Here is a 20,874-nt window from a genome sequence, read left to right as displayed (position 1 = left end):
CTTTATCGCGCCATTGTCATCGTCCTGCAGTTATGTTTTTTATGCTGAGGTGGATATGACAGGCAACCGCTGCCCCATATTTTGGCGTTTTGTCTGACAAAAGACGTATCTTCTTCCGCCGTATTTCACGGCAAACACTTATTCATGTTTTTAAGAGCTGTTATCCTAATGATTAAGGGTAACGGTTTGTGCGATACCGCTATAAAGGTCGATAACCGTTAGTCTCGATACAATCATTTTAGGGTGACGCTTTATTGCTCGATCATAAATGGTTGTTTTTTTTGCCTCTAACCCTATACAGTTTACTTATGACATCTTTTTTTGGCAGTTTGCGTGAAGAGTGGTTTTCCAATATTCGCGGTGATACGTTATCAGGTTTAGTGGTCGCACTGGCCTTGATTCCAGAAGCGATTGCCTTTTCTATTATCGCTGGTGTCGACCCAAAAGTCGGTTTATATGCTTCATTTTGCATCGCCGTGGTCATCAGTTTTGTCGGTGGACGTCCGGGTATGATTTCGGCGGCGACCGGCGCGATGGCACTGGTGATGGTTGATTTGGTCGCCGAGCACGGGCTGCAGTACTTGCTTGCCGCTACGTTACTTTGCGGCGTCATTCAAATCATTATGGGTATTTTAAAACTTGGTAACTTGATGCGCTTTGTGTCGCGCTCGGTGGTCATCGGTTTTGTCAATGCGCTGGCGATTTTAATCTTTGCCGCTCAGTTGCCTGAGCTGAACCCGATGACTGAGCGCGTCGGCATGACGGTTTATATCATGACGGCGGCAGGCCTTGCGATTATTTACTTATTTCCGCTGCTCCCTAAAATCGGACGCGTGATTCCCTCACCGCTGATTTGTATCGTTGGTTTGACTGCGGTTGCCATGTATATGAATCTTGATATTCGTAACGTCGGTAGCATGGGCGATTTGCCCGATTCTTTACCGGTGTTTTTATTACCTGACATTCCGCTTAACTTTGAGACCCTAGTCATTATCGCGCCTTATTCTATCGCGCTTGCCATCGTAGGTTTATTAGAATCTATGATGACCGCGACCATCGTCGATGAGTTGACCGATACGCCCAGTGATAAAAACCGCGAATGCCGTGGTCAGGGTATGGCCAACGTCGTATCAGGCTTCTTTGGCGGTATGGCAGGCTGCGCGATGATTGGGCAATCAATGATTAACGTCAAATCTGGCGGCCGTACGCGTTTATCAACGCTTATTGCTGGCGTGGTGCTACTCATCTTAGTGGTATTTTTAAGTGAGTGGGTCAGCCAAATTCCGATGGCGGCATTGGTAGCGGTGATGATTATGGTTTCTATCGGTACCTTTAATTGGCAATCTATTCGAGAATTTAAAACCCACCCACTGTCCTTTAATATCGTTATGCTGGCGACCGTGATAACCACTGTTTTTACCCATAACTTAGCGTACGGCGTTGGTGTCGGCGTGCTACTTTCAGCATTGGCGTTTGCCAATAAAATCGGGCAATTCTTAACGGTCTTTAGTGAGTATGATGACAGTAGCAATACGCGTTATTACTACGTGCAAGGACAGGTTTTCTTTGCGTCAACGACGCAGTTTTTGCAAAGCTTTGATACCAAAGAAGCGTTAGACAGCGTACAAATCGATGTTAGCCACGCCCACTTTTGGGACGTCAGTGCCGTCGACACCTTAGACAAACTGGTCATGCGTTTGCAGCGCGAAGGTATTGATGTCAAAGTGGTCGGACTCAACAGCGCCAGCCGCACCCTTATCGATCGCTTTTCGATTCATGATCGCCGAGATATTGGACTGTTAGATTAAACAAAACGGTAGTGGTGTTATCAAGCTGAGCGCAATAATGTCTTTATTGTTCAGCAATTATATTGGTATATAAAATCAGGCTCGCGGCTTAAAGGCACTCCTTTAAACCGCGAGCCTGTGTTTTTATTATTGAGATATGTGGTGCCCTTATGAGTAATTTGAAGCCAGATAGTGTGATTGCTTGCTTGGACTGCCCCAATCATGTGCAAGCGGTATTGAATGCCAGTATGTGGGCCTCTATTCGTCTGCAAGCACCTATTGGTCTGCTGCATTCTGTACCAAGTTTGCAACAAAAAGCTGCCGTTGATTATTCCGGTTGTCTCAATGTTGACGATGAAAATGTCTTGCTAGACCAATTTACCGCAAAAGAGCATTTGAGCAATAGCGAGCTAAAAGCCCAAGGTAAATTGCTGCTGCATCAAGCCAGCACATACTGCGAGCAGCAACATCATAAGCTAAAAACCTATACTCTGCATCGCCATGAAAGCCTGAGTGACAGTATTGATTATGTCGATGACAAGGCACAATTAATGGTCATCGGTCATCATGTGACTTGCAAATCAACCTTGAGTCAGCTGATACGTTTGAGCCACTGCCCCATTTTGGTGACCCATGCACCATTTTTGCCCCCAACGACGGCGTTATTTGCTTTTGATAACAGTCCAACTTCGCATAAACTGCTCAGTTGGCTATGTAAAACGCCACTTATTCGGGCGCTGACCGTTCATATTGTCATGGTTGCCAAAGAAAACTCAGAAAACTGCGATGCACTGCGGGAAGCCTATGCACGCCTTAAACAAGCGGGCATCAAATGTAAAAAAGCCTTGCTCGACTGCCGCGATGTCACTGCCGCCTTAAATTACTATCAAAGCAAAAATGATATTGGGCTGCTGATGACCGGCGCCTTTGGGCAACCGCGTTTGCTTGAGCTGCTAAAAGGTAGCGAAACCAAAAAACTACTTGGCAGTACCAAAACCCCGTATTTACTCTTCCCCAAAGCTTAAAACCTTCCTTTTATGTATAAACTTTTGATTTTAAACGCTATTATTTATAATGGCGTTTTTAATAATTGACGCTTTTACAATGCTTACGCGCTTACTTTTCTCCTATCTCTTTCCATTTTTCTTATCAAACCTCTTATCAAATCGTCACATGAAATAAAGTGATAGCCTCCCCAAGCGCTTAAAAAGTTGGTTATAATAAAGTGTTTATTCTCCCAACGTTAAAGGTTGATAGCTCCAACTTATATCCATAAAAACAGTGTTATCGTTACGATATAGGCAAAGGTTTTTGTCATTAGCATGGTTATTTTTAAGCAAATGCGCCCAACCCTACCAACCCCCTTGAGTAGGTTTGGCACAATTCTTGAACTATTTACCATGAGCCTGACAATAATACGAGCCAGCAAACGGTTTCTATTAACCTGCGACATCATCTATATAAGGATTTTTTTATGAAGCTAATCACTGCGATCTTAAAACCGTTTAAGCTCGATGATGTGCGTGAAGCGCTTTCTGACATCGGTGTAAAGGGTGTTACCGTCACCGAGGTCAAGGGTTTTGGTCGTCAAAAAGGTCATACCGAGCTCTATCGCGGCGCTGAATACGTGGTGGACTTTTTACCTAAGGTGAAAGTTGAGGTAGCAGTGATGGATGAGATGGTCGAGCCTGCTATCGAAGCCATTACGCGCATTGCCAGTACCGGCAAAATCGGTGACGGCAAGATATTTGTGACCAATCTTGAACAAGTCATTCGTATTCGTACGGGTGAGACAGGTCCTGACGCTATTTAATAGCTAAGAATAGTTAAGAATAATTAAGCGCTAGACCACTTATAAACACAGATTTATAGGTCATCTCGATCACTGTATTGCATCTATTCAAGGGGGAATTAATATGCAAAATCAAATCTTTGAGCTCCAGTACGCGCTAGATACGTTTTATTTTTTAATCTGTGGCGCGCTAGTCATGTGGATGGCCGCTGGCTTTACCATGTTAGAAGCTGGACTGGTACGCTCAAAAAACACCGTCGAAATCCTCACCAAAAATATCGCCCTCTTTGCTACCGCCTGTACTCTGTATATGATCTGCGGTTATGCCATTATGTACGATGGCAATCTGTTTTTAAGCGGTATTGCTGGCACTGATGCCTTAAATAATACGTTAGTAGCCGATGCCTTAGCGACTTCAGCTAAAAATGGCTTTAATGGCGATGCGGTATACTCGGCGGCTTCTGATTTCTTTTTCCAAGTGGTCTTTGTCGCTACCTGCATGTCTATTGTTTCAGGAACAGTGGCTGAGCGTATGAAGCTATGGTCTTTTTTGCTGTTTGCTGTCGTTATGACCGGATTTATCTATCCATTAGAAGGCAGCTGGACGTGGGGCGGTAAAGCCGTATTTGGCTTATTTAGCCTTGGCGATTTGGGATTTTCTGATTTTGCCGGTTCAGGTATCGTGCATATGGCAGGAGCAGCAGCGGCGTTATCAGGAGTTCTGCTTTTAGGGGCGCGTAAAGGTAAATATGGCCCTAACGGTGAGATACGGGCAATTCCGGGTGCTAATTTACCTTTAGCGGCGCTTGGTACGCTTATCTTATGGATGGGCTGGCTTGGGTTTAACGGCGGCTCCGTGCTTAAACTTGGCGATATCACCAGTGCCAACGCCGTTGCCATGGTGTTTTTAAATACCAACGCTGCCGCTGCGGGCGGGGCGATTGGCGCGCTTATTATCGCGCGTATCATCTTTGGTAAAGCAGATTTGACCATGCTATTAAACGGTGCGTTAGCAGGGCTGGTCGCCATCACTGCTGAACCTTCTACGCCGTCGGCGCTGCAAGCAACGTTATTTGGCATGACAGCAGGCATTATTGTGGTCATATCAATCCTTGCATTAGATAAAATAAAAATCGATGATCCAGTCGGTGCTATCTCTGTACATGGGGTGTGCGGCTTGTTCGGTCTGATGCTAGTGCCACTGACCAACCCAAATGCTACTTTGCTCGGTCAAATTGCTGGTGCAGCAACCATCTTTACTTGGGTGTTTATCAGTAGCTTGCTTGTTTGGAGCATTATTAAAGTCGTGATGGGTCTGCGTATCTCTGAAGAAGAAGAATATCAAGGCGCAGATATTGCAGAATGTGGTATGGAAGCCTATCCAGAGTTTATAAGGTAAAAAGTATTTAAGAGGGTTTTATTGTTGATTTGCTAATCATCGATAAAACCCTTTTAATAAAAACCTATCCCATCAAAAATCCCGCAAAACCTTTCAGTCTTGCGGGATTATTTATTCTTTAACACTATAGTCTTTAACCGTTTATCTTTTTATAATGCCCAGTCTAATAACTGACCTTTATAGAGTAAGATTATATTGGCTTATTTCTTTTTCCACGTTTGGCTACGTGAAAATGGACCGATATACCCTTTTAGTTTTAAGGTACTGCCGCTTAGATTGGCGGTCATACGATAATCTTTGCCTTTTTCAGGGTCAGTGATTGTACCGCCACTATATTTACCGCCACCGTCAGCCTTTAAACCTTTGATGATAGTTGTACCAATGTGTTTCTTACCTTTAGCTGAGTTGGTATCAACCAAGGTACCAGTTAGGACACCATTAGATTCAGTAATTTTAACCAAACCTTTTGGCTTACCTTCATCATAAGTCTGCCAAGTGGTGTTGTGTAATGGGTCAGCGGCAAATGCCATGCTTGCCATACTGATACCAGCAACTGCTAAAGTGGTTTTTGTAAATAATTTCATAAACTGACTCCCTTCATTTAATGATTACTAGAAACGTTGCGTTTCTAATGTCTTCGCTTATCCTTTTATCAACATTCTTTTATTGCAAACCCTTCGGTCCTACGCTCATTTTAAGCAAGTAACCTTCATTAATACGTTATTAATGATTGGTTTGACAGAGAAAGTTCGATCGACATAAGCGATGTCTTGACCCATTATAAGCAATTTTTAGATTTTGCCTAGTAATTTTTTTATAGTTTATTATTTCTCTAAAATCAAAAGCATATCAAACAGTTATAGAAACGGATTGTCTATAGTTTTATCCGCTTGGTCATCTTTTTGTTTTGACTTATCATCAAAACTACTATACCGATTGCGGTTTTCAAATGCCAGCATAATTTTGCTCGTTAGCTCATGTAGCTGCTGCGCTTGTTCATATCCAGATTCGTCAAAGACCAGATTAATGTCGCCATAAATGATGATTTTATCTTCTTGGTTTTCGATGACTAAATCGCCAATTTGCATACTTTCATGATTATTCATAAAGGGTTCAATCATTTAAGCTTCCTCTACCTTAACAGCAATTTACGTGATTTTGCAATACTGTGAGAATATGGTGATATTTACACGCCTTATGCTTTTAATTGTGCCATGAGCCAATCGATAATAGCTAGCACAAATAACATCCAAGTGGGCTCTTCTGGTGAGTCTTCGGGTAAATCTGAGCTATCACCTGCTTTTAACGGCAGATCAAAAGCGCGCGCTTTGGTTTGAGCATCTAATACGGGCAACACGTCGATGCCAATCTTGGCAGTTAATTGATCCAGACTAATCACTTCTATACGCTCTGATTCATCATTGGGCGCATAATACACGCCTGCTTGGTTGCTCGCTGGAATATAAACCGCTTTAAAAAAATGACTGGGCACCAGCACACGATCCGCTAGTTGTTTGGTCTTTTTATTCGTAAACGCCACCCCAGTAATGGTATAAACTTCACCGTATTGCTGGGTCAAATAGCGCGTGGCTGACTCGATATTACGCCAAATATAGCGATTATTGCGCGGCGATTGCGGCGCGATGTTGGCAAGGCTAAAGCTATCGTACTGTTGACTGCGATTGGCCATATTACCATTGGGCGCTAAATGCCCGCGATCATAACCTGAGCCTGAGTAATCGGACAGTTTGGCGCGCATGGATTTTGGCAGGCGGCTTTCTTCATGAAAACTGTCTTCACGATCAATCTGTTTGGCTTGTTGCAAGCGCTTACGATCAAGATATTCTGCTGACCACAGCGGGGTACGTGATACGCCTGAGTACATGACAGCAAAACCGTCCATACATAGCGCTTGGGTATTATTACTGAGCTTAGGATTGGTGAATTCAGGATAGACGCCACCATAAAAAGACTGGCTACATTGACTTAAATCTTCCGAGTGTGCAGCCGATATTCCTATTGAGACCGTGAATACGGTCATTATGGTTGTATTTTTGACCCGTGCTTTATCTTTAAAAAAACTTATCATGCCACTTCCAACCATCTATGCCTGCCATTACGTATGCGCTATCCTAGCAGGCCGTTAGTAATAAAGAAAGATGCGGCGCAGGCCGTGACATTTTAAATGCTATCCGCTATACTTAGGCAGCCAAAAATCTTGGTCTTACAAAAAACGGTGAAGTGGGTGAGTGGCTGAAACCGCACGCCTGGAAAGTGTGTATACGTTCATAGCGTATCGAGGGTTCGAATCCCTCCTTCACCGCCAATCTTATTCTGCTCAATCAAAGCCTGCAGTTTTCCTAACTTTTTCTACTCTTTCACAAATTCCTTAAACACTCGGTAATTTAGGCAGCCAAAATACCAACGCCAATAGCGTGGCTAATAATACGGGCGGCGTTATCAGCAGTCCGACCTTCATATATTGCCCCCAGCTGATTTTATAATTTTTTTCTGCCAATACGTGTAACCACAATAGCGTCGCCAAACTACCAATAGGCGTGAATTTTGGTCCCAAGTCATTACCAATGACATTGGCATAAATCATCAGCTCTCGAGTGGCAGCAGGAACTCGAGCACTATCAATTGCCAGCGCGCCTATCAGCGTCGACGGCATATTATTCATCACAGACGCTACGATGGCGGATAAAAATCCCGTGCCGACCGTCGCAACGAGCGCGCCTTGTTGACCTAGCCAATTAAGTATTCGTGCGCTATAGGCGGTAAGCCCTGCATTGCCCAAACCATAAACTACCAAATACATACCGATTGAAAACAATACAATTTGCCACGGTGCTTTTTTAAGAATATTGACGATAGAAAACTTAGCATCACGCCCGCCTTGCCACCAGCGTCCAGCTATGGCCATTAAGATAAGCGCCGCCGCTCCCGTCACCACTGAGATAACCAGCCCGAGCGATTCAGTCGCGAAATACGCGACTAATAACAATGCCAATAGTGGAAAAGCCGCCCGAAATACCAACGGATCTTTGATAGCCGATTGAGGTGCGCTAAGATTTGCCGTTGAGTAGTGTTTCGGAATGTACCGCGCATAAGCAAGCCACAATACCGATAGCGTCGCTAGGACAGAGACGATATTTACCGGTACCATCACTGCCGCATAGCGACCAAAACCTATATCAAAATAATTGGCACTGACGATATTAACCAAATTAGAAGTGACCAACGGCAAACTGGCGGTATCAGCAATAAAACCAGTGGCAATAATAAAGGCTAAAGCGGATTTGGGGGCAAAATCAAGGCGCAGTAGAATAGCAATCACAATTGGCGTCAGCAGTAAGGCCGCCCCATCATTGGCAAAGAAGGCGGAGATAAACGCTCCTAGCAGCACAATCATCGGAAATAGCAAACGCCCGCGCCCATTGCCAAGCCGAGCCACGTGTAATGCCGCCCAGCCAAAAAATCCCGCTTCATCTAAAATAAGGGAGATAATAATCAGGGCGACAAAGGTAAAAGTGGCGTCCCAAACGATATCCCAGACAATACCAACGTCAGACCATTGCACCACACCAAATACTAAGGCAACCAAAGCGCCGCCCATCGCACTCCAACCAATGCCAAGCCCTTTCGGCTGCCAGATGACTAAGACCAGAGTCACGATAAAAATAGCGAATGCGAGCATGAAGTAACCTTAATGGAGCAATTGAAGCAATAATAAAACAATGACGTTAGAGTGATTTTTGATTGACGCGTTGGGAGACTTCCGCAGCGCTTTCGACCCGTTCTGAATAGCAATCGGTCAGATACGCCGAGCGCCCACGGGTAAGCCACGTAAATTTGACCAACTCTTCGCAAACATCGACGACGCGCAAATATAATGGTGACATTTTCATGCGATCATTATCATCGAATTCCAAAAACGCTTTGGGGATAGAAGATTGATTGGGGATGGTAATCATACGCATCCAGCGCCCAAGAATACGTAATTGATTGACGGTATTAAAACTTTGGCTGCCGCCACTGACTTGCATGATAGCCAGCGTTTTACCTTGGGTCGGACGTACGCCGCCGAGCGCCAACGGAATCCAGTCAATTTGCGCCTTCATAATACTGGTAATACTGCCATGGCGTTCTGGACTAACCCAAAGCATGCCCTCTGACCACTGTGCCAACTCGCGTAACTCTTGCACTTTTGGGTGGTCGCTATCGGCGTCATCTGGCAGTGGCAAGCCTGATGGATTAAACATTCTCACCTCGCAGCCGTACCAACGCAATAGACGACTTGCTTCCTCAGCGGCCAATCTAGAAAATGAACGCGCACGCAGGGAGCCATATAACACCAATATTCTTGGCGCATGGCGTGGGTCATCTTTACCGACCAAAGACTCAATATCAATGGCTTGTATTTGATCAAAATCAACATTGGGTAAATCGTTTTTCAGTAAATCAGTAGCGTCAATATTACTAGTACTTTTACTAGCAAGATTGTCTTTCACTAAGGCTTTAGTTTCTTTATTCTGTAACATGCTTCACCACTTCCCCATTCTCTTTTGTGAAACTATTGACCGGATTTTGCAGTAATTCAAACACTTTTTCAGACGGTCGGCACAGCGCCGCACCTTTATCGGTAACAACAATAGGACGATTGATTAAAATAGGGTGCGCTATCATGGCATCAATCAGTTGCGCGTCCGTCAATGTTGGATTGTCTAAGCCAAGCTCGGTATAAATACTCTCTTTACTGCGTAAAAGCTCGCGCGGGGTACTCTGCATCAATGCCAACAGCTCAACCAAATACTCACGAGATGGCGGTGTTTTTAGATATTCCACCACATCTGGCGTCTCACCTGAGGCATGCATAATGGCAAGGGTATTACGAGAAGTGCCGCATTTTGGATTATGAAAAATCATTGGCGTCATAAGGTTTTCCTCTTTACGTTAAAGGGATTGGATTTAGTATGTATTGATATGACCAAACCGCCATGCAATTAAAACAACGTATAATTAATAGATAAATAAGCACTTGATTGAATAAACCCTAAACTACAGCATTTTTACCTAAACATAATAAATTTAAAACTATGGCAAAAAAACTACTCATTATAACGCGAGTTGGATTGGTCGTTATCGGTGCCGTTATCATGGTTGATTGTGCCGTGTTAATGACGGTTGGCAAAATCAACTTTGGTACTGTCGTGCCGTTTTTATTGGGCAGCGCATTTGTCGCCCATGGGATATTTTGGCATGCCATCCGCAAGTTTACTAGGCAAAACCCATTTCGCAATCGTCTTTGGTACACACTATGGCTGCTATTTTTTATTTGGCTGATAAGCTTTGGCTTGTTTATTTTTTCACTACAACAACAAATTAAGAAGAGCTCGCAGCCTGTATCAGAGGTCGCGGCGATTATTGTATTAGGGTCAGGTACTATTGACGGTAAGCCAACACCGACGCTTGCTCAGCGTTTAGATACGGCGGCCCCGCTGATTAAAACACAATCCGAGGCATTGGCGCTGACCAGTGGCGGCATTGGTATGGGGCAGACGCATAGCGAAGCCAGTATTATGGCGCGCTATTTACATGAGAAGCATGGCATTGCTCTTGAGCACATTTTGCAAGAAGGTAATAGCACTAGTACCGCCGAAAACTTAATTTATAGCCAAGTCATCTTGGCAGCAAAAGAAGTGCCTATCACAGCGCCTATTGCCATTGTGACCAGTGATTTTCATACCATTCGCGCGGCTGCCATTGCCAAGCATCAAGGCTATCAGCGACCTATTTTGCTCGCCAGCCCGACGCCGCTATCGATTCGCTACAATGCCTGGTTTCGTGAGTATTTTGCCTTTGTCAGTGGTTGGCTGTTTGGTGAATATTAATGATAAAAGCCATCAATAAGGCAACTCGGCCAATAATTTAGTCCTGCAATATAACTAAGAACGACTATAACCTTCATAAATATAATAACAACGGATTCCGCTATGCTCGTCGATATTTTATTAACCATTCACTTTATATTATTGGTGCTGATATCGTTGCGCGTCCTTGCGCGCCATGACTTAACGGCGCCGGCGCGTTTGGCTTGGTTGGTGATTTTATTTCTCTTACCTTATTTTGGCGTCTTGGTGTATTGGATGTTCGGTGAGGTGCATTTAGGGCGCAACTTCACACGCGAACGTCAGAAAATTATTGATAAATTGCATCAACATCGCCCAGAGGTACTTGGTAGCGATGTGGCGTTATTACATGCCGTTAAGCCTGAGTACCGCGCAGCCTTTGCTTATTCAGCAAAAGCCACCGGCTTTCAGACGACAGTTGGCAATCGCGCTGAGCTAATGACAGATGCCAATGAGACGCGCACACGTATGATTGACGACTTTGATGCGGCGACCGACCATATCCATGTGCTGTATTATATTTGGCTGGTCGATGGCATGGGTACGGCTACCGCAGAAGCTTTAATTCGGGCAGCAAAGCGCGGCGTCACCTGCCGAGCGATGGTCGATGGCATGGGCTCACGCAAGATGGTCGGCTCAAAGCTATGGCAAGAGATGAAGGACGCGGGTGTACAGCTCAGTGTGGCGCTACCATTAACCAATATCATAAAGGTTATGCTCTTTAGCCGTATTGACTTGCGCAATCACCGCAAAATTACGGTGATTGATGGCAAAATTGGCTATTTTGGTAGCCGTAACTGCGCCGACCCTGAATTTCGCGTAAAGCCCAAATACGCCCCTTGGGTCGATATTATGCTGCGTATCGAAGGGCCCATCGTTGCGCAAATTCAGATGCTATTTGCCAGTGATTGGCTAACTGAAAACCCTGATACGCCGCTCGACAGCTTCCCGTATAGCACCGATTTACAGCCAAATCTGCCGCCCAATGATTTTGCTGCGCAAGTTTTCTCTGATGGACCGACCCAGCGTCACGGTAACACCCCGCAGTTTTTGGGTGCCTTAATTAGCCAAGCCCAGCATACCCTGATAATTTCTACCCCTTATTTCGTGCCTGATTATTCGCTGGTCAGTATCCTATGTGCAACCGCCTATCGCGGGGTTGCAGTAACGATGATTTTTCCAAAGAAAAACGACTCCTTTATCGTCGCTGCAACCAGTCATAGCTACTATTGGGAATTGCTTGAGGCTGGCGTAAAAATCTACGAGTATAAGCCTGGGCTGCTACACGCCAAAACCCTGACCGTCGATGGTGAAATCAGCTTGATTGGCTCAACCAATTTGGATTTACGCAGTTTTCACTTAAATTATGAAAATAACATCGTCTTTAGTGATAACAAACTGACCGCCGATATTATGGAGCGCCAATATCAGTATATCGCTGATTCTGATGAAGTAACGCTTGAAGAGGTTAACAACTGGCCGTTGCCGTATCGGATTTGGAATAATGTCGTCGCCACCATGGGACCGATTTTATAAGTAGATCTTTAGCCAATGCAGCCCATCGCCGCCCATTAATGAGTGGACTTTTTTTGCAAAATATAGATAACAAACTTAGCTTCTGTCGCAAAAGGTTGTGCTGCCACCTCTGCTAGTAGCGTCTGCCTTTTTTCGCTGCGTGCCCGATAGGCATAAGGGGTCATGGTCATTAAATCTGCCAATGCCTCTGCCGCTAAACTGAACTTACTACTGACATGATGGGTTTCTAACAATTGAAAATAAGGCGCTAATTCGTCCAAAAACTTATCAGAATCATGCTCGCGGACGTCATCAAATAACGCCTCACGCATCGTCGCCAAATGCCCAACATCGGGCTTGGCAATGATCAAATAGCCCTCATCGCTTAACACTTCATTAAATGCTTCTGGCAAAATCGGACTAAAAATACTGCTAATACCATCGATACTATGCGCGCGAAGCGGCAAATGCGCCGCGCTAGTCACCAGCGGATAAATAGCTGCTGCATAAGTCCCATCTTTCTTAGCCTCCTTAGCCCCTTGATACCAAAGACGTCCTAACGACTTACTGGTTCTCGCCAGCTCTACAACAGCAGGTTTACTAATATCGGCAGCGATAAGCTTATCCATACCCGTTTGCGCCATTGCCTGCGTGTAATAGCCCTCTCCGCAGCCAATATCTAGCCAATTAATGGGTTTATTTTTTTGCTTAACACTGGCTTTTTTTGCCATCAATAACGCTGTCATTTTTTGACAAATTAAGTCATTTAGTGGCTGATAATATCCAGCATTTAAAAACCGTTTGCGCGCCTCAATGGATTGCTGACTGTCGCCCGGTGCTTTGGATTTTTTTTGTTGCACCGGTAATAGATTGACATAACCCTGCCGCGCCACATCAAATGGATGAGCGGTTTGCTTAGGATTCAAGCTGCCATCACAGCGCCACGTATCAGCAGCTGGATGCAGAGGTGATTGACAAAGGGGACAAATAAATAAGCTCACAAGTATCTCAACGTTAGCGCAATATGGCTGCCATTTTAACAAAGTTCCGGCTAAGTAAGGGATAAATGCCGCAACAAAAAGAAGTTCGCATAAGACCTAAAAAAGCCATCTTAACTTTTAAGATGGCTTTTGATTTGAAAATTTTTTGATTTAAACCTGTTTGACAACTTAACGCAGTTTTAAGGTCATTAAGCCAAGAATCACAAGGATAATGGCAATAATCCAAAATCGTGCCACCACTTGGGTTTCTTTCCAACCAATCTCTTCAAAGTGATGATGCAGTGGCGCCATGCGAAAGACGCGTTTTTTACGCAGTTTATACGAGCCAACTTGTAGCATCACCGACAAGGCTTCGGCGACAAATAAACCGCCCATAATGGCAAAGGCAATCTCTTGACGGGTCATAACCGCAATCGTACCGAGCATTGCGCCCAATGCCAGCGCCCCAACATCACCCATAAATACTTGCGCTGGATGAGCGTTAAACCATAAAAAACCTAACCCTGCGCCAATCATCGCGCCGCAAACAATAATCACTTCTGAGTTATAAGCAATATAAGGCACATGTAAATAATCAGCAAAGCGTACGTCGCCTGAGACATAAGCCATGGCGCCTAAACCTGCCGCCACCAAGACCACGGGCAAAATCGCCAAACCATCTAAGCCATCGGTTAAGTTAACGGCGTTCGAGGCACCATTAATCACAAAATAGGTAAAGATAATAAAACCAATCCCAAAGGGTACTGCCGAAAAAGGAATCATCCAATCTTTGAAAATCGGTAACAGCAAATCCTGCATCTCACGCGTGGTCGCCATATCTGGCTGCAAGGTAGCAATATAATATAAAGACACCCCGACGAATAACGCCCCCATCGACAGCCAAAAGTATTTTTTGCGGGCGATCAGACCTTTGGGATTTTTATATTTGATTTTAAGCCAATCATCCGCCCAGCCAACCGCGCCAAAGATAATCATCACAATGAGCAAAATCCACACATACGGATTGTTTAATCGCGCCCACAGTAACGTCGATACGCCAATTGCGCTTAAAATCAGCACGCCGCCCATGGTTGGCGTACCGGTTTTGACCAAATGCGACTGCGGGCCATCATTACGAATCGCCTGACCGTATTTCAATGCACGCAGGCGATTGATGACGCGACTGCCAAACACCATACTGAACGCCAGCGCAGTAATAACCGCCAACAACGCCCGTAGCGTCAACGAAGAAACCGCAGAAAACGGCGTATAATACTGACCAAGCCAGCCAAACAACCAAACTAACACCGCCTACTCCTCGACTAGCGCATTGATAAGGGTTTCCATCTGCATGGAACGTGAGCCTTTAAACAGCACCGTACAAGGCTGCGCCTGCTGTGCTTGTAAATAAGACTGCAAATAGGCCAATAAACTGTCTTTATCAGCAAAGGCATGGGCATTGATAGCAGAAATCTCTTGCGCTCCCGCCACCGTATAGGGCGCATATTGACCAACGCACAGCAGCACATTGATGCCAGTGGTCGCAATGGTACGGCCTAAGCTTTGGTGCTCGCTGATTGCCGCCTCTCCTAGCTCGCCGATATCGCCAAGTACCATCACCTGCGTACCCGTTTGCGCCGCCAGCACTTTAGCAGCTGCGCGCACCGAATGCGGATTGGCGTTATACGTATCATCAATCAAGCGATGCATACCAAGGAGCTGACTATTCAAACGCCCTTTTGCAGGACGGGCGTTTTCAAGCCCGACGACGATATCGCTAATATCGATATTTAGCGCATGGGCACAAGCAGCAGCCGCCAACGCATTATTGACATTATGCTCGCCTGCTAACGGCAAATTAATATCATGGACTTGGCTACCAATATGCAGCTTAAACTCACTGCGCTCAGGCTCAACATCTAAATGACTGGCACTCACATCGGTATTACCAAAGCCTATAACGTTTGGGGTATGCTTTTCAGCGATACGGCGCAATTGATTGGTAAAATCATCTTTATCAGGAACTATGGCAAATTGGTTATCATTTAAGGTATGGTAAATTTCAGCTTTGGTTTGGCAAATGCCTTCGCGGCTGCCAAATTCTCCCAAATGCGCGGTACCAATATTTAAGATACACGCAACATCAGGCTGCACAATCTCAGTGGTATAAGCAATCTCACCGATATGGTTGGCGCCTAGCTCCAAAATAGCATAGCGATGATGATCAGATAATTCGAGTAGCATCATCGGCACGCCCAAATCATTATTGAGGTTGCCACGGGTAATCAGTGTCGGCGCCAATCTGCCAAAGATACTACCGAGCATCTCTTTACAGGTGGTTTTGCCGCTCGAGCCTGTAATGGCAATGACGGTCAAATCTTTGTGCTGCTGCCGTCGATAGGCCGCCAATTGACCGAGCGCCAAACGCGTATCACTGACAACCAATTGCGCAATATCAGCAGCAACCGGACGCGAAACGATAGCCGCAACCGCACCTTTTTCTATAGCAATATCCAGATAATCATGTCCGTCAAAATTATCACCCGTTAAGGCTAAAAAGATATCACCGGTTTTTATAGTACGCGTATCGGTAGCGATACGTGTACTGCTAATGGGTTTGTTTGCGTTATTGTTTGGCTCTATAGGTACTGCCCCAAATTGCCAATGGCCACCCACTACTTTGGTTGCCGCAAGCAGATTGTCTGCTTGCCAAACATACAGCCCTTGCGACTGAATGCTGTTATCGTTGTCGGCTGTCATAATGATTACCTTATATATGATTACTACTTATCTTTGATATTTTTCAGCGTACGTTTTTTAAAACGTACAAAAAATGAATGGCAGGCGCTATTACTTCGCTATAAATACTATAAACGTCCGGCTTGCTTAAGGGCATGTTGCAAAATAACGCTGTCGTCAAAATCATAACGCACGTGGTTAATCTCTTGATAAGTTTCATGACCTTTGCCCGCGATAACGACAATATCAGCAGGCGCTGCTTGCTTGACCGCATATTCGATGGCAGTTTGGCGCGCAGGCTCGATATGGGTACGCTGATACTGCTCGCTGGTCATGCCCGCTTGCATATCTTGCAAGATTAAATTTGGGTCTTCGGTACGCGGATTGTCCGCCGTCAATACCACTTTATCAGCGCCCGCCAATCCCGCTTGCGCCATCAATGGGCGCTTGCCCGCATCGCGATCACCGCCGCAACCAAATACTGCCCACAGCTGACCTTTACAATGAGTTTTTAAACTGGCTAACACCTGACTTAAAGCATCAGGCGTATGGGCATAATCGACGATAAAACAGCCATCATTGGAAGGCACACGCTGCATGCGCCCTACCGCCCCTTGTAGCTGCGGGATAACATTAGCAATACGCTCAAGGCTAATTCCTAAAGCCACAGCAGCGGCGATAGCGGCAAGTAAATTGGCCACATTAAAACGCCCCAATAATGGGCTAACGAGTTTTATAATATTAGTTTTTTCAGGCCCAAAATCCGTACGCAGTGCAATCTCAACCCCTTGCAAGCTTGGCTTGATATCAGCGGCAACAAAGGTCGCAGATTTTGCTGGGTCTAAACTATAGCTCCAAACGGTCAAACCACTGACATGCGCCCTATCAAGCATAATCTGGGCATGCTCGTCATCGATATTGATAATGGCGTGGGTTAACTCGGGGAAATGCGCTTTATCAAACAGCTTGGCTTTTGCCGCCGCATATTCTGCCATATCCGCATGATAATCGAGGTGATCACGGCTCAAATTGGTATAAATCGCCACCGACACTGGCATACCTTGTAAACGCTGCTGATCGAGACCGTGTGAGCTCGCTTCTAAGGCCAATAATTGCGCCTTCTCCAAACCCATTTGATATAAAAACTGCTGCACCGCTAAGGCATCGCCGGTGGTATGGCTGGCTTGCACCAACGCGCCAAGCCTACCGTTACCTGCCGTGCCCATTACGGCACTACTCATACCCGTCAGCTGCGTCAACTGCGCCACCAATTGGCTGATGGTGGTTTTGCCATTGGTACCAGTCACCGCAACGACCGTCGGTAAGGTCACAGGCTTCTGATGCTGTAAGCGCGCTTGAATCAAGTCACCTAAAAAATCACGAATATTGGGTACGTATACTACTGGACAAGGCAGTGCTGCTAATTGCTGCTGCGCTTTAGAGCGATCACTATCGTTTGTGAAGGTAATATTGGCGTGTGGCGGCACATTAGCGGTAGACAGCAAAGCGATTGGGTCAATTTCCGACAGGATAAACGCCGCCTGCTCAGCGGCTTGACATAAGTAGTCGCGACTTTTTTGGCAATTTGGTGTCTGACTTTTTAATAACACAAAGACATCGTTTGCTGCCAATTGACGGCTGTCTAGACGGAACTGCTCAAAAGGAATATGAGCAATCGAAGTTTTTGCTTTCGGTAGTTGACTGCTAGATGCGCTTACCAGCGTTGTTAATGCTTGCGTTAAGCTATGGCTTTGCCTATCTCTATCGTTGCCACTGGTTTCAATCAGCTGTTGTAAGGTGACTGCGGTATTGCTTTTTGGCGAGGTAGACAGAGACATTGGCAAATCCTAAACGGTTAAAACGCATCAAATAGTTAACAGCTGAAACATGGAGCTTAGTCATGAAACTTGGTCATGGAAATTAGTCATAAAACTTAACCATGGAACTTACTTTTTAGCTACGGCTCTTCGGTTTTTAATGGCTTATCTAACGGCACATTATATAAACGCAGCGCCTCTTTCATAACATTATGAAAGACAGGCGCTACCGTTAAGCCAGCATAAATCTGACCGCGTGGGTCTTCGATAAGCATCACCCCGACCAGCTTAGGATTGGACGCGGGCGCCATACCGGCAAAGACGTTACGGTACTGGTCGCTATAGTAGCCGCCTTTTGGGTTGATACGGCGTGAGGTACCTGTTTTACCGGCCACACGATAGCCATCAATAGCCGCGGCTTTGGCGGTACCGCCCGGCTCGGTGACACTTTCTAGCATCTGTACGATAGACATGGCTTGTTCGTGCGCCATGATACGTTTGCTGGGCTGTTTTTTGTCGTCTTTAATTAAGGTTAGTGGGTGCATCACCCCACCAGCGGCAAGCGCCGAATACGCCTGCGCGACCTGCGCTAAGGTGACTTGTAGGCCATAACCATAACTGACCGTTGCCCGTCTTGACGTTTCTTTTTCTTTTGGCGTGACCACAAGGCCACTACCTTCCCCTGGGAATTGCAGCGGAGTTTTTGCCCCAAAGCCAAACTGTCTTTGCATATTGGTAATGGCATCAGGCGGCAAGGATAACGCAATCTTGGTTGAGGCGACGTTACTAGATTTTTGTAGTAATGTCGCAAGCGTAATGCGTCCCAAATTATTGTGGTCACGAATGGTATAACCACGCACGCGAATAGAGCCCGGATTGGTATCAATCAAAGACGTGGTGGTATATTTACCGGAATCCAATGCGGTCGCCACGGTAAATGGCTTCATAACCGAACCCGGCTCAAAGACGTCGAGCAGCGCACGGTTACGCTGGTTTTCGCCCGTCATCTCGTTCAGATTATTAGAGTTAAAGGATGGCCACGTCGATAGCGCTAGCACTTCGCCCGTTTGCACATCAACAATCATACCGGTCGACCAGCGCGCTTTTTGCAGGCGACCGGCTTTTTCTAACTCTTTATAAAGCAAGTACTGTAAGCGCGAATCAATCGTTAAGGCGACATCTTTACCCGGTACTTCTGGCTCGACTTGCTTGATTTCTTTTAAGCTATTTTGCTTGGCGTCTTTTAGTACCAAAACCTTACCATCTTCACCCGCCAGCGCCGTTTCATACTGACGCTCAATACCAGCACGGCCTTCATAACCGCCTTCAGGGTCATTGGCGTTTTGCCCCATGAACCCTAACAACTGCGAGTTTGGTTGCGGCTGCGGATAATAGCGCTGAAAGAAGTTTTTCTCATAGACACCTGGGAAATCAAGCGAGCTGACACTTTGGGCAATCTCAGGCGTGACTTTGTTAAGGAGTGGCAGATAATGCGAGCCTGCACCCGATGGCAGCGCCGCTTTCACCGCTTCTTCATCGGTGACGTCAATACTGTCATCGATAGCCGTGACTTTTTTCAGCTCAGTAACTGAGATATTGGCCGCTGCTGCAAGCGTGGTTAAATCCATATTATCTAAACGCTTTTGCATACGCGCGACAAGCTGAGGACTTTCAGGATTGGTCAAGATAATACGTTTCAGCTCGTAATATTCGCGCGCATAATCATGCGGGCTAAACGACACGGTCGCAAGCGGCGCACTGACGGCTAAAGGCAAATCATTACGATCGGTAATCATGCCGCGATAGGATTTTTGCGTACGCACGCTGGTAATCAGCTCATTGCCTTTATCTTGATAAAACTGCGCATTGGCGACTTGTAAATAATAAGCACGGCCAATTAATAAGCCTAAAATGACTAACGATATTGCCCAAATGGTACGAAAGCGGTTTTTATCCTGTTCAACACCGCCGCGTGACGATGCCCCGGAGGCTTTACCCAAAAAGGCTCTTTTGCTTTTTTGGGTTTTTACACTGGTATAAGCGCCCTGCTCTTCGTTCTTTTTTAGGCGACTAAATAGCTTAGCTTTGCGGTTATCGGCCGCTTTATTGTCAGCTTTGCCGCCTGTTTGTCCAGATTTGGCAACACTGGCACGGCGTAGCGGCTTAGTGACTTTGCCGCTGGCGGGTTTTTTGCTGTTATTTTTGGCCGCTTTATCGTTTTTGGCAGTGGGCTTTTTGTCAGTCATCGTCCTGCCTCCGCAGCGTTAGCATCCGCCTCAAAAAAATCTGTTTCATTGGCAGCGGCAGCATCTGTGCCATCGTCCTCGAGCACTGGCGCGACGGCAACTGCCGCACCCGGCTGAATAATCAGCTTGTCTTTAAGGGTTGGCGAAAACATACCCAATTCAGCAACGGCGCGACTGGCAATTTGCGGGGTTGCACTAAAGGTTTGCTGTTCAATCAATAGACGTTGGTGCTCAACTTGTAGCTTGCGCTCTTGTTTTTTCATATCTTGCAAGGTTTTATAATCCTGATGATATTGCTGCACGCCCTCTGCCGTCTTGATGCCGCTCCATATAATAGCCGCCGCCAGTAACACTAATATGACCACGTATATACTGACCACGTTAAATCGGCGCACGAATAATTCGCCAACATCAGTATTAGGAGGCATTGCGGCGCGGCGGTTTACAGGTTTGTCAGATATTGTCATGACGATCTCAAAAAAGTGAACTTCAAAATAAAAAAAGCGCTAAGATTTGCGAGTGAACACACCCTCATGAGCCATCAGCACCATCAATAAAAATAACTATCAATAAACACATAACCAAGCAAAAAGTAACTGCTGAGCCTAGCAGAGAATGTTTACAGCTTTTTAACAGCCGCGTAATCATTAAAACATTCAGTTATATTTTACCCACATAACTGAATAG

At 45.7% G+C, this 20,874-nt stretch carries 18 protein-coding genes and 1 tRNA gene; 7 read left to right on the top strand and 12 right to left on the bottom strand.

The genetic code is table 11. The features are described 5' to 3' along the window. The first annotated feature begins 308 nt into the window (after window positions 1-308). The 4 genes from CXF58_RS10400 to CXF58_RS10385 all read left to right on the top strand — a co-directional run bounded on the left by CXF58_RS10400 (window position 309) and on the right by CXF58_RS10385 (window position 4,978). Complete coding sequence (locus tag CXF58_RS10400; protein ID WP_068404316.1) at window positions 309-1,808, top strand: SulP family inorganic anion transporter; 1,500 nt, start codon at window positions 309-311, stop codon at window positions 1,806-1,808. 149 nt (window positions 1,809-1,957) lie between these two features. Beyond that, window positions 1,958-2,812 (top strand): universal stress protein, encoded by an 855-nt coding sequence (locus tag CXF58_RS10395; RefSeq protein WP_102077469.1) that lies wholly within the window; start codon window positions 1,958-1,960, stop codon window positions 2,810-2,812. Between the two features lie 449 nt (window positions 2,813-3,261). Continuing rightward, the gene (locus CXF58_RS10390; RefSeq protein WP_011514651.1) at window positions 3,262-3,600 is read left to right on the top strand and encodes a P-II family nitrogen regulator; all 339 of its coding nucleotides are present in this window, start codon (window positions 3,262-3,264) and stop codon (window positions 3,598-3,600) included. A 103-nt stretch (window positions 3,601-3,703) separates the two neighbouring features. Next, complete coding sequence (locus CXF58_RS10385; protein ID WP_102077468.1) at window positions 3,704-4,978, top strand: ammonium transporter; 1,275 nt, start codon at window positions 3,704-3,706, stop codon at window positions 4,976-4,978. Between the two features lie 200 nt (window positions 4,979-5,178). Here the strand turns inward: CXF58_RS10385 and CXF58_RS10380 are convergent, their stop codons facing one another. The 3 genes from CXF58_RS10380 to CXF58_RS10370 all read right to left on the bottom strand — a co-directional run bounded on the left by CXF58_RS10380 (window position 5,179) and on the right by CXF58_RS10370 (window position 7,067). Further along, window positions 5,179-5,562 (bottom strand): DUF2147 domain-containing protein, encoded by a 384-nt coding sequence (locus CXF58_RS10380; protein WP_068404286.1) that lies wholly within the window; start codon window positions 5,560-5,562, stop codon window positions 5,179-5,181. 273 nt (window positions 5,563-5,835) lie between these two features. After that, the gene (locus CXF58_RS10375; RefSeq protein ID WP_102077467.1) at window positions 5,836-6,099 is read right to left on the bottom strand and encodes a hypothetical protein; all 264 of its coding nucleotides are present in this window, start codon (window positions 6,097-6,099) and stop codon (window positions 5,836-5,838) included. Between the two features lie 74 nt (window positions 6,100-6,173). Continuing rightward, window positions 6,174-7,067 carry a DNA/RNA non-specific endonuclease gene (locus CXF58_RS10370; RefSeq protein ID WP_227678586.1) on the bottom strand — a complete coding sequence of 298 codons (894 nt, stop codon included), beginning with the start codon at window positions 7,065-7,067 and terminating at the stop codon, window positions 6,174-6,176. Window positions 7,068-7,213: 146 nt separating this feature from the next. Between CXF58_RS10370 and CXF58_RS10365 the strand changes: the two genes are divergently transcribed. Beyond that, window positions 7,214-7,304: transfer RNA gene (locus CXF58_RS10365), tRNA-Ser, on the top strand. Between the two features lie 63 nt (window positions 7,305-7,367). On the opposite strand, the gene CXF58_RS10360 is transcribed toward CXF58_RS10365, so the two are convergent. From CXF58_RS10360 to arsC, 3 genes are read right to left on the bottom strand one after another with little or no spacing between them, the layout of a single operon-like run. After that, complete coding sequence (locus CXF58_RS10360) at window positions 7,368-8,678, bottom strand: arsenic transporter (RefSeq protein ID WP_102077465.1); 1,311 nt, start codon at window positions 8,676-8,678, stop codon at window positions 7,368-7,370. Window positions 8,679-8,724: 46 nt separating this feature from the next. Further along, entirely contained in the window at window positions 8,725-9,522 is a 798-nt protein-coding gene (gene arsH / locus CXF58_RS10355) for an arsenical resistance protein ArsH (protein WP_102077464.1), read from the bottom strand. Then, a complete protein-coding gene (arsC, locus tag CXF58_RS10350; RefSeq protein WP_102077463.1) occupies window positions 9,509-9,916 on the bottom strand; it encodes an arsenate reductase (glutaredoxin) in 408 nt (135 codons plus the stop codon). Before arsC ends, arsH begins: the two co-directional genes overlap by 14 nt. 161 nt (window positions 9,917-10,077) lie before the next feature. Here arsC and CXF58_RS10345 point away from each other — a divergent pair, with 161 nt between their 5' ends. Together CXF58_RS10345 and cls are read left to right on the top strand one after the other, a co-directional pair. Further along, window positions 10,078-10,872 (top strand): YdcF family protein, encoded by a 795-nt coding sequence (locus CXF58_RS10345; RefSeq protein ID WP_102077462.1) that lies wholly within the window; start codon window positions 10,078-10,080, stop codon window positions 10,870-10,872. 102 nt (window positions 10,873-10,974) lie between these two features. Beyond that, a complete protein-coding gene (gene cls, locus CXF58_RS10340; protein WP_102077461.1) occupies window positions 10,975-12,426 on the top strand; it encodes a cardiolipin synthase in 1,452 nt (483 codons plus the stop codon). 35 nt (window positions 12,427-12,461) lie between these two features. On the opposite strand, the gene CXF58_RS10335 is transcribed toward cls, so the two are convergent. The 6 genes from CXF58_RS10335 to CXF58_RS10310 form a co-directional block, all read right to left on the bottom strand. Next, window positions 12,462-13,406 (bottom strand): putative RNA methyltransferase, encoded by a 945-nt coding sequence (locus tag CXF58_RS10335; protein WP_307842902.1) that lies wholly within the window; start codon window positions 13,404-13,406, stop codon window positions 12,462-12,464. Between the two features lie 168 nt (window positions 13,407-13,574). Continuing rightward, entirely contained in the window at window positions 13,575-14,693 is a 1,119-nt protein-coding gene (mraY, locus tag CXF58_RS10330; protein WP_102077460.1) for a phospho-N-acetylmuramoyl-pentapeptide-transferase, read from the bottom strand. 3 nt (window positions 14,694-14,696) lie between these two features. Continuing rightward, window positions 14,697-16,145 (bottom strand): UDP-N-acetylmuramoyl-tripeptide--D-alanyl-D-alanine ligase, encoded by a 1,449-nt coding sequence (locus CXF58_RS10325; protein ID WP_102077459.1) that lies wholly within the window; start codon window positions 16,143-16,145, stop codon window positions 14,697-14,699. A gap of 107 nt (window positions 16,146-16,252) precedes the next feature. Then, window positions 16,253-17,962 (bottom strand): UDP-N-acetylmuramoyl-L-alanyl-D-glutamate--2,6-diaminopimelate ligase, encoded by a 1,710-nt coding sequence (locus CXF58_RS10320; protein WP_102077458.1) that lies wholly within the window; start codon window positions 17,960-17,962, stop codon window positions 16,253-16,255. A gap of 119 nt (window positions 17,963-18,081) precedes the next feature. Continuing rightward, a complete protein-coding gene (locus CXF58_RS10315) occupies window positions 18,082-20,187 on the bottom strand; it encodes a peptidoglycan D,D-transpeptidase FtsI family protein (RefSeq protein WP_102077457.1) in 2,106 nt (701 codons plus the stop codon). Beyond that, the gene (locus CXF58_RS10310) at window positions 20,184-20,654 is read right to left on the bottom strand and encodes a cell division protein FtsL (RefSeq protein ID WP_102077456.1); all 471 of its coding nucleotides are present in this window, start codon (window positions 20,652-20,654) and stop codon (window positions 20,184-20,186) included. Before CXF58_RS10310 ends, CXF58_RS10315 begins: the two co-directional genes overlap by 4 nt. Window positions 20,655-20,874: the final 220 nt, after the last annotated feature.

Source organism: Psychrobacter sp. Sarcosine-02u-2 (assembly GCF_002836335.1).
GTDB lineage: Bacteria > Pseudomonadota > Gammaproteobacteria > Pseudomonadales > Moraxellaceae > Psychrobacter > Psychrobacter faecalis.
The sequence above is the reverse complement of the archived record's forward strand: the minus strand, read 5'-3'. Positions and strand labels throughout refer to the sequence as shown.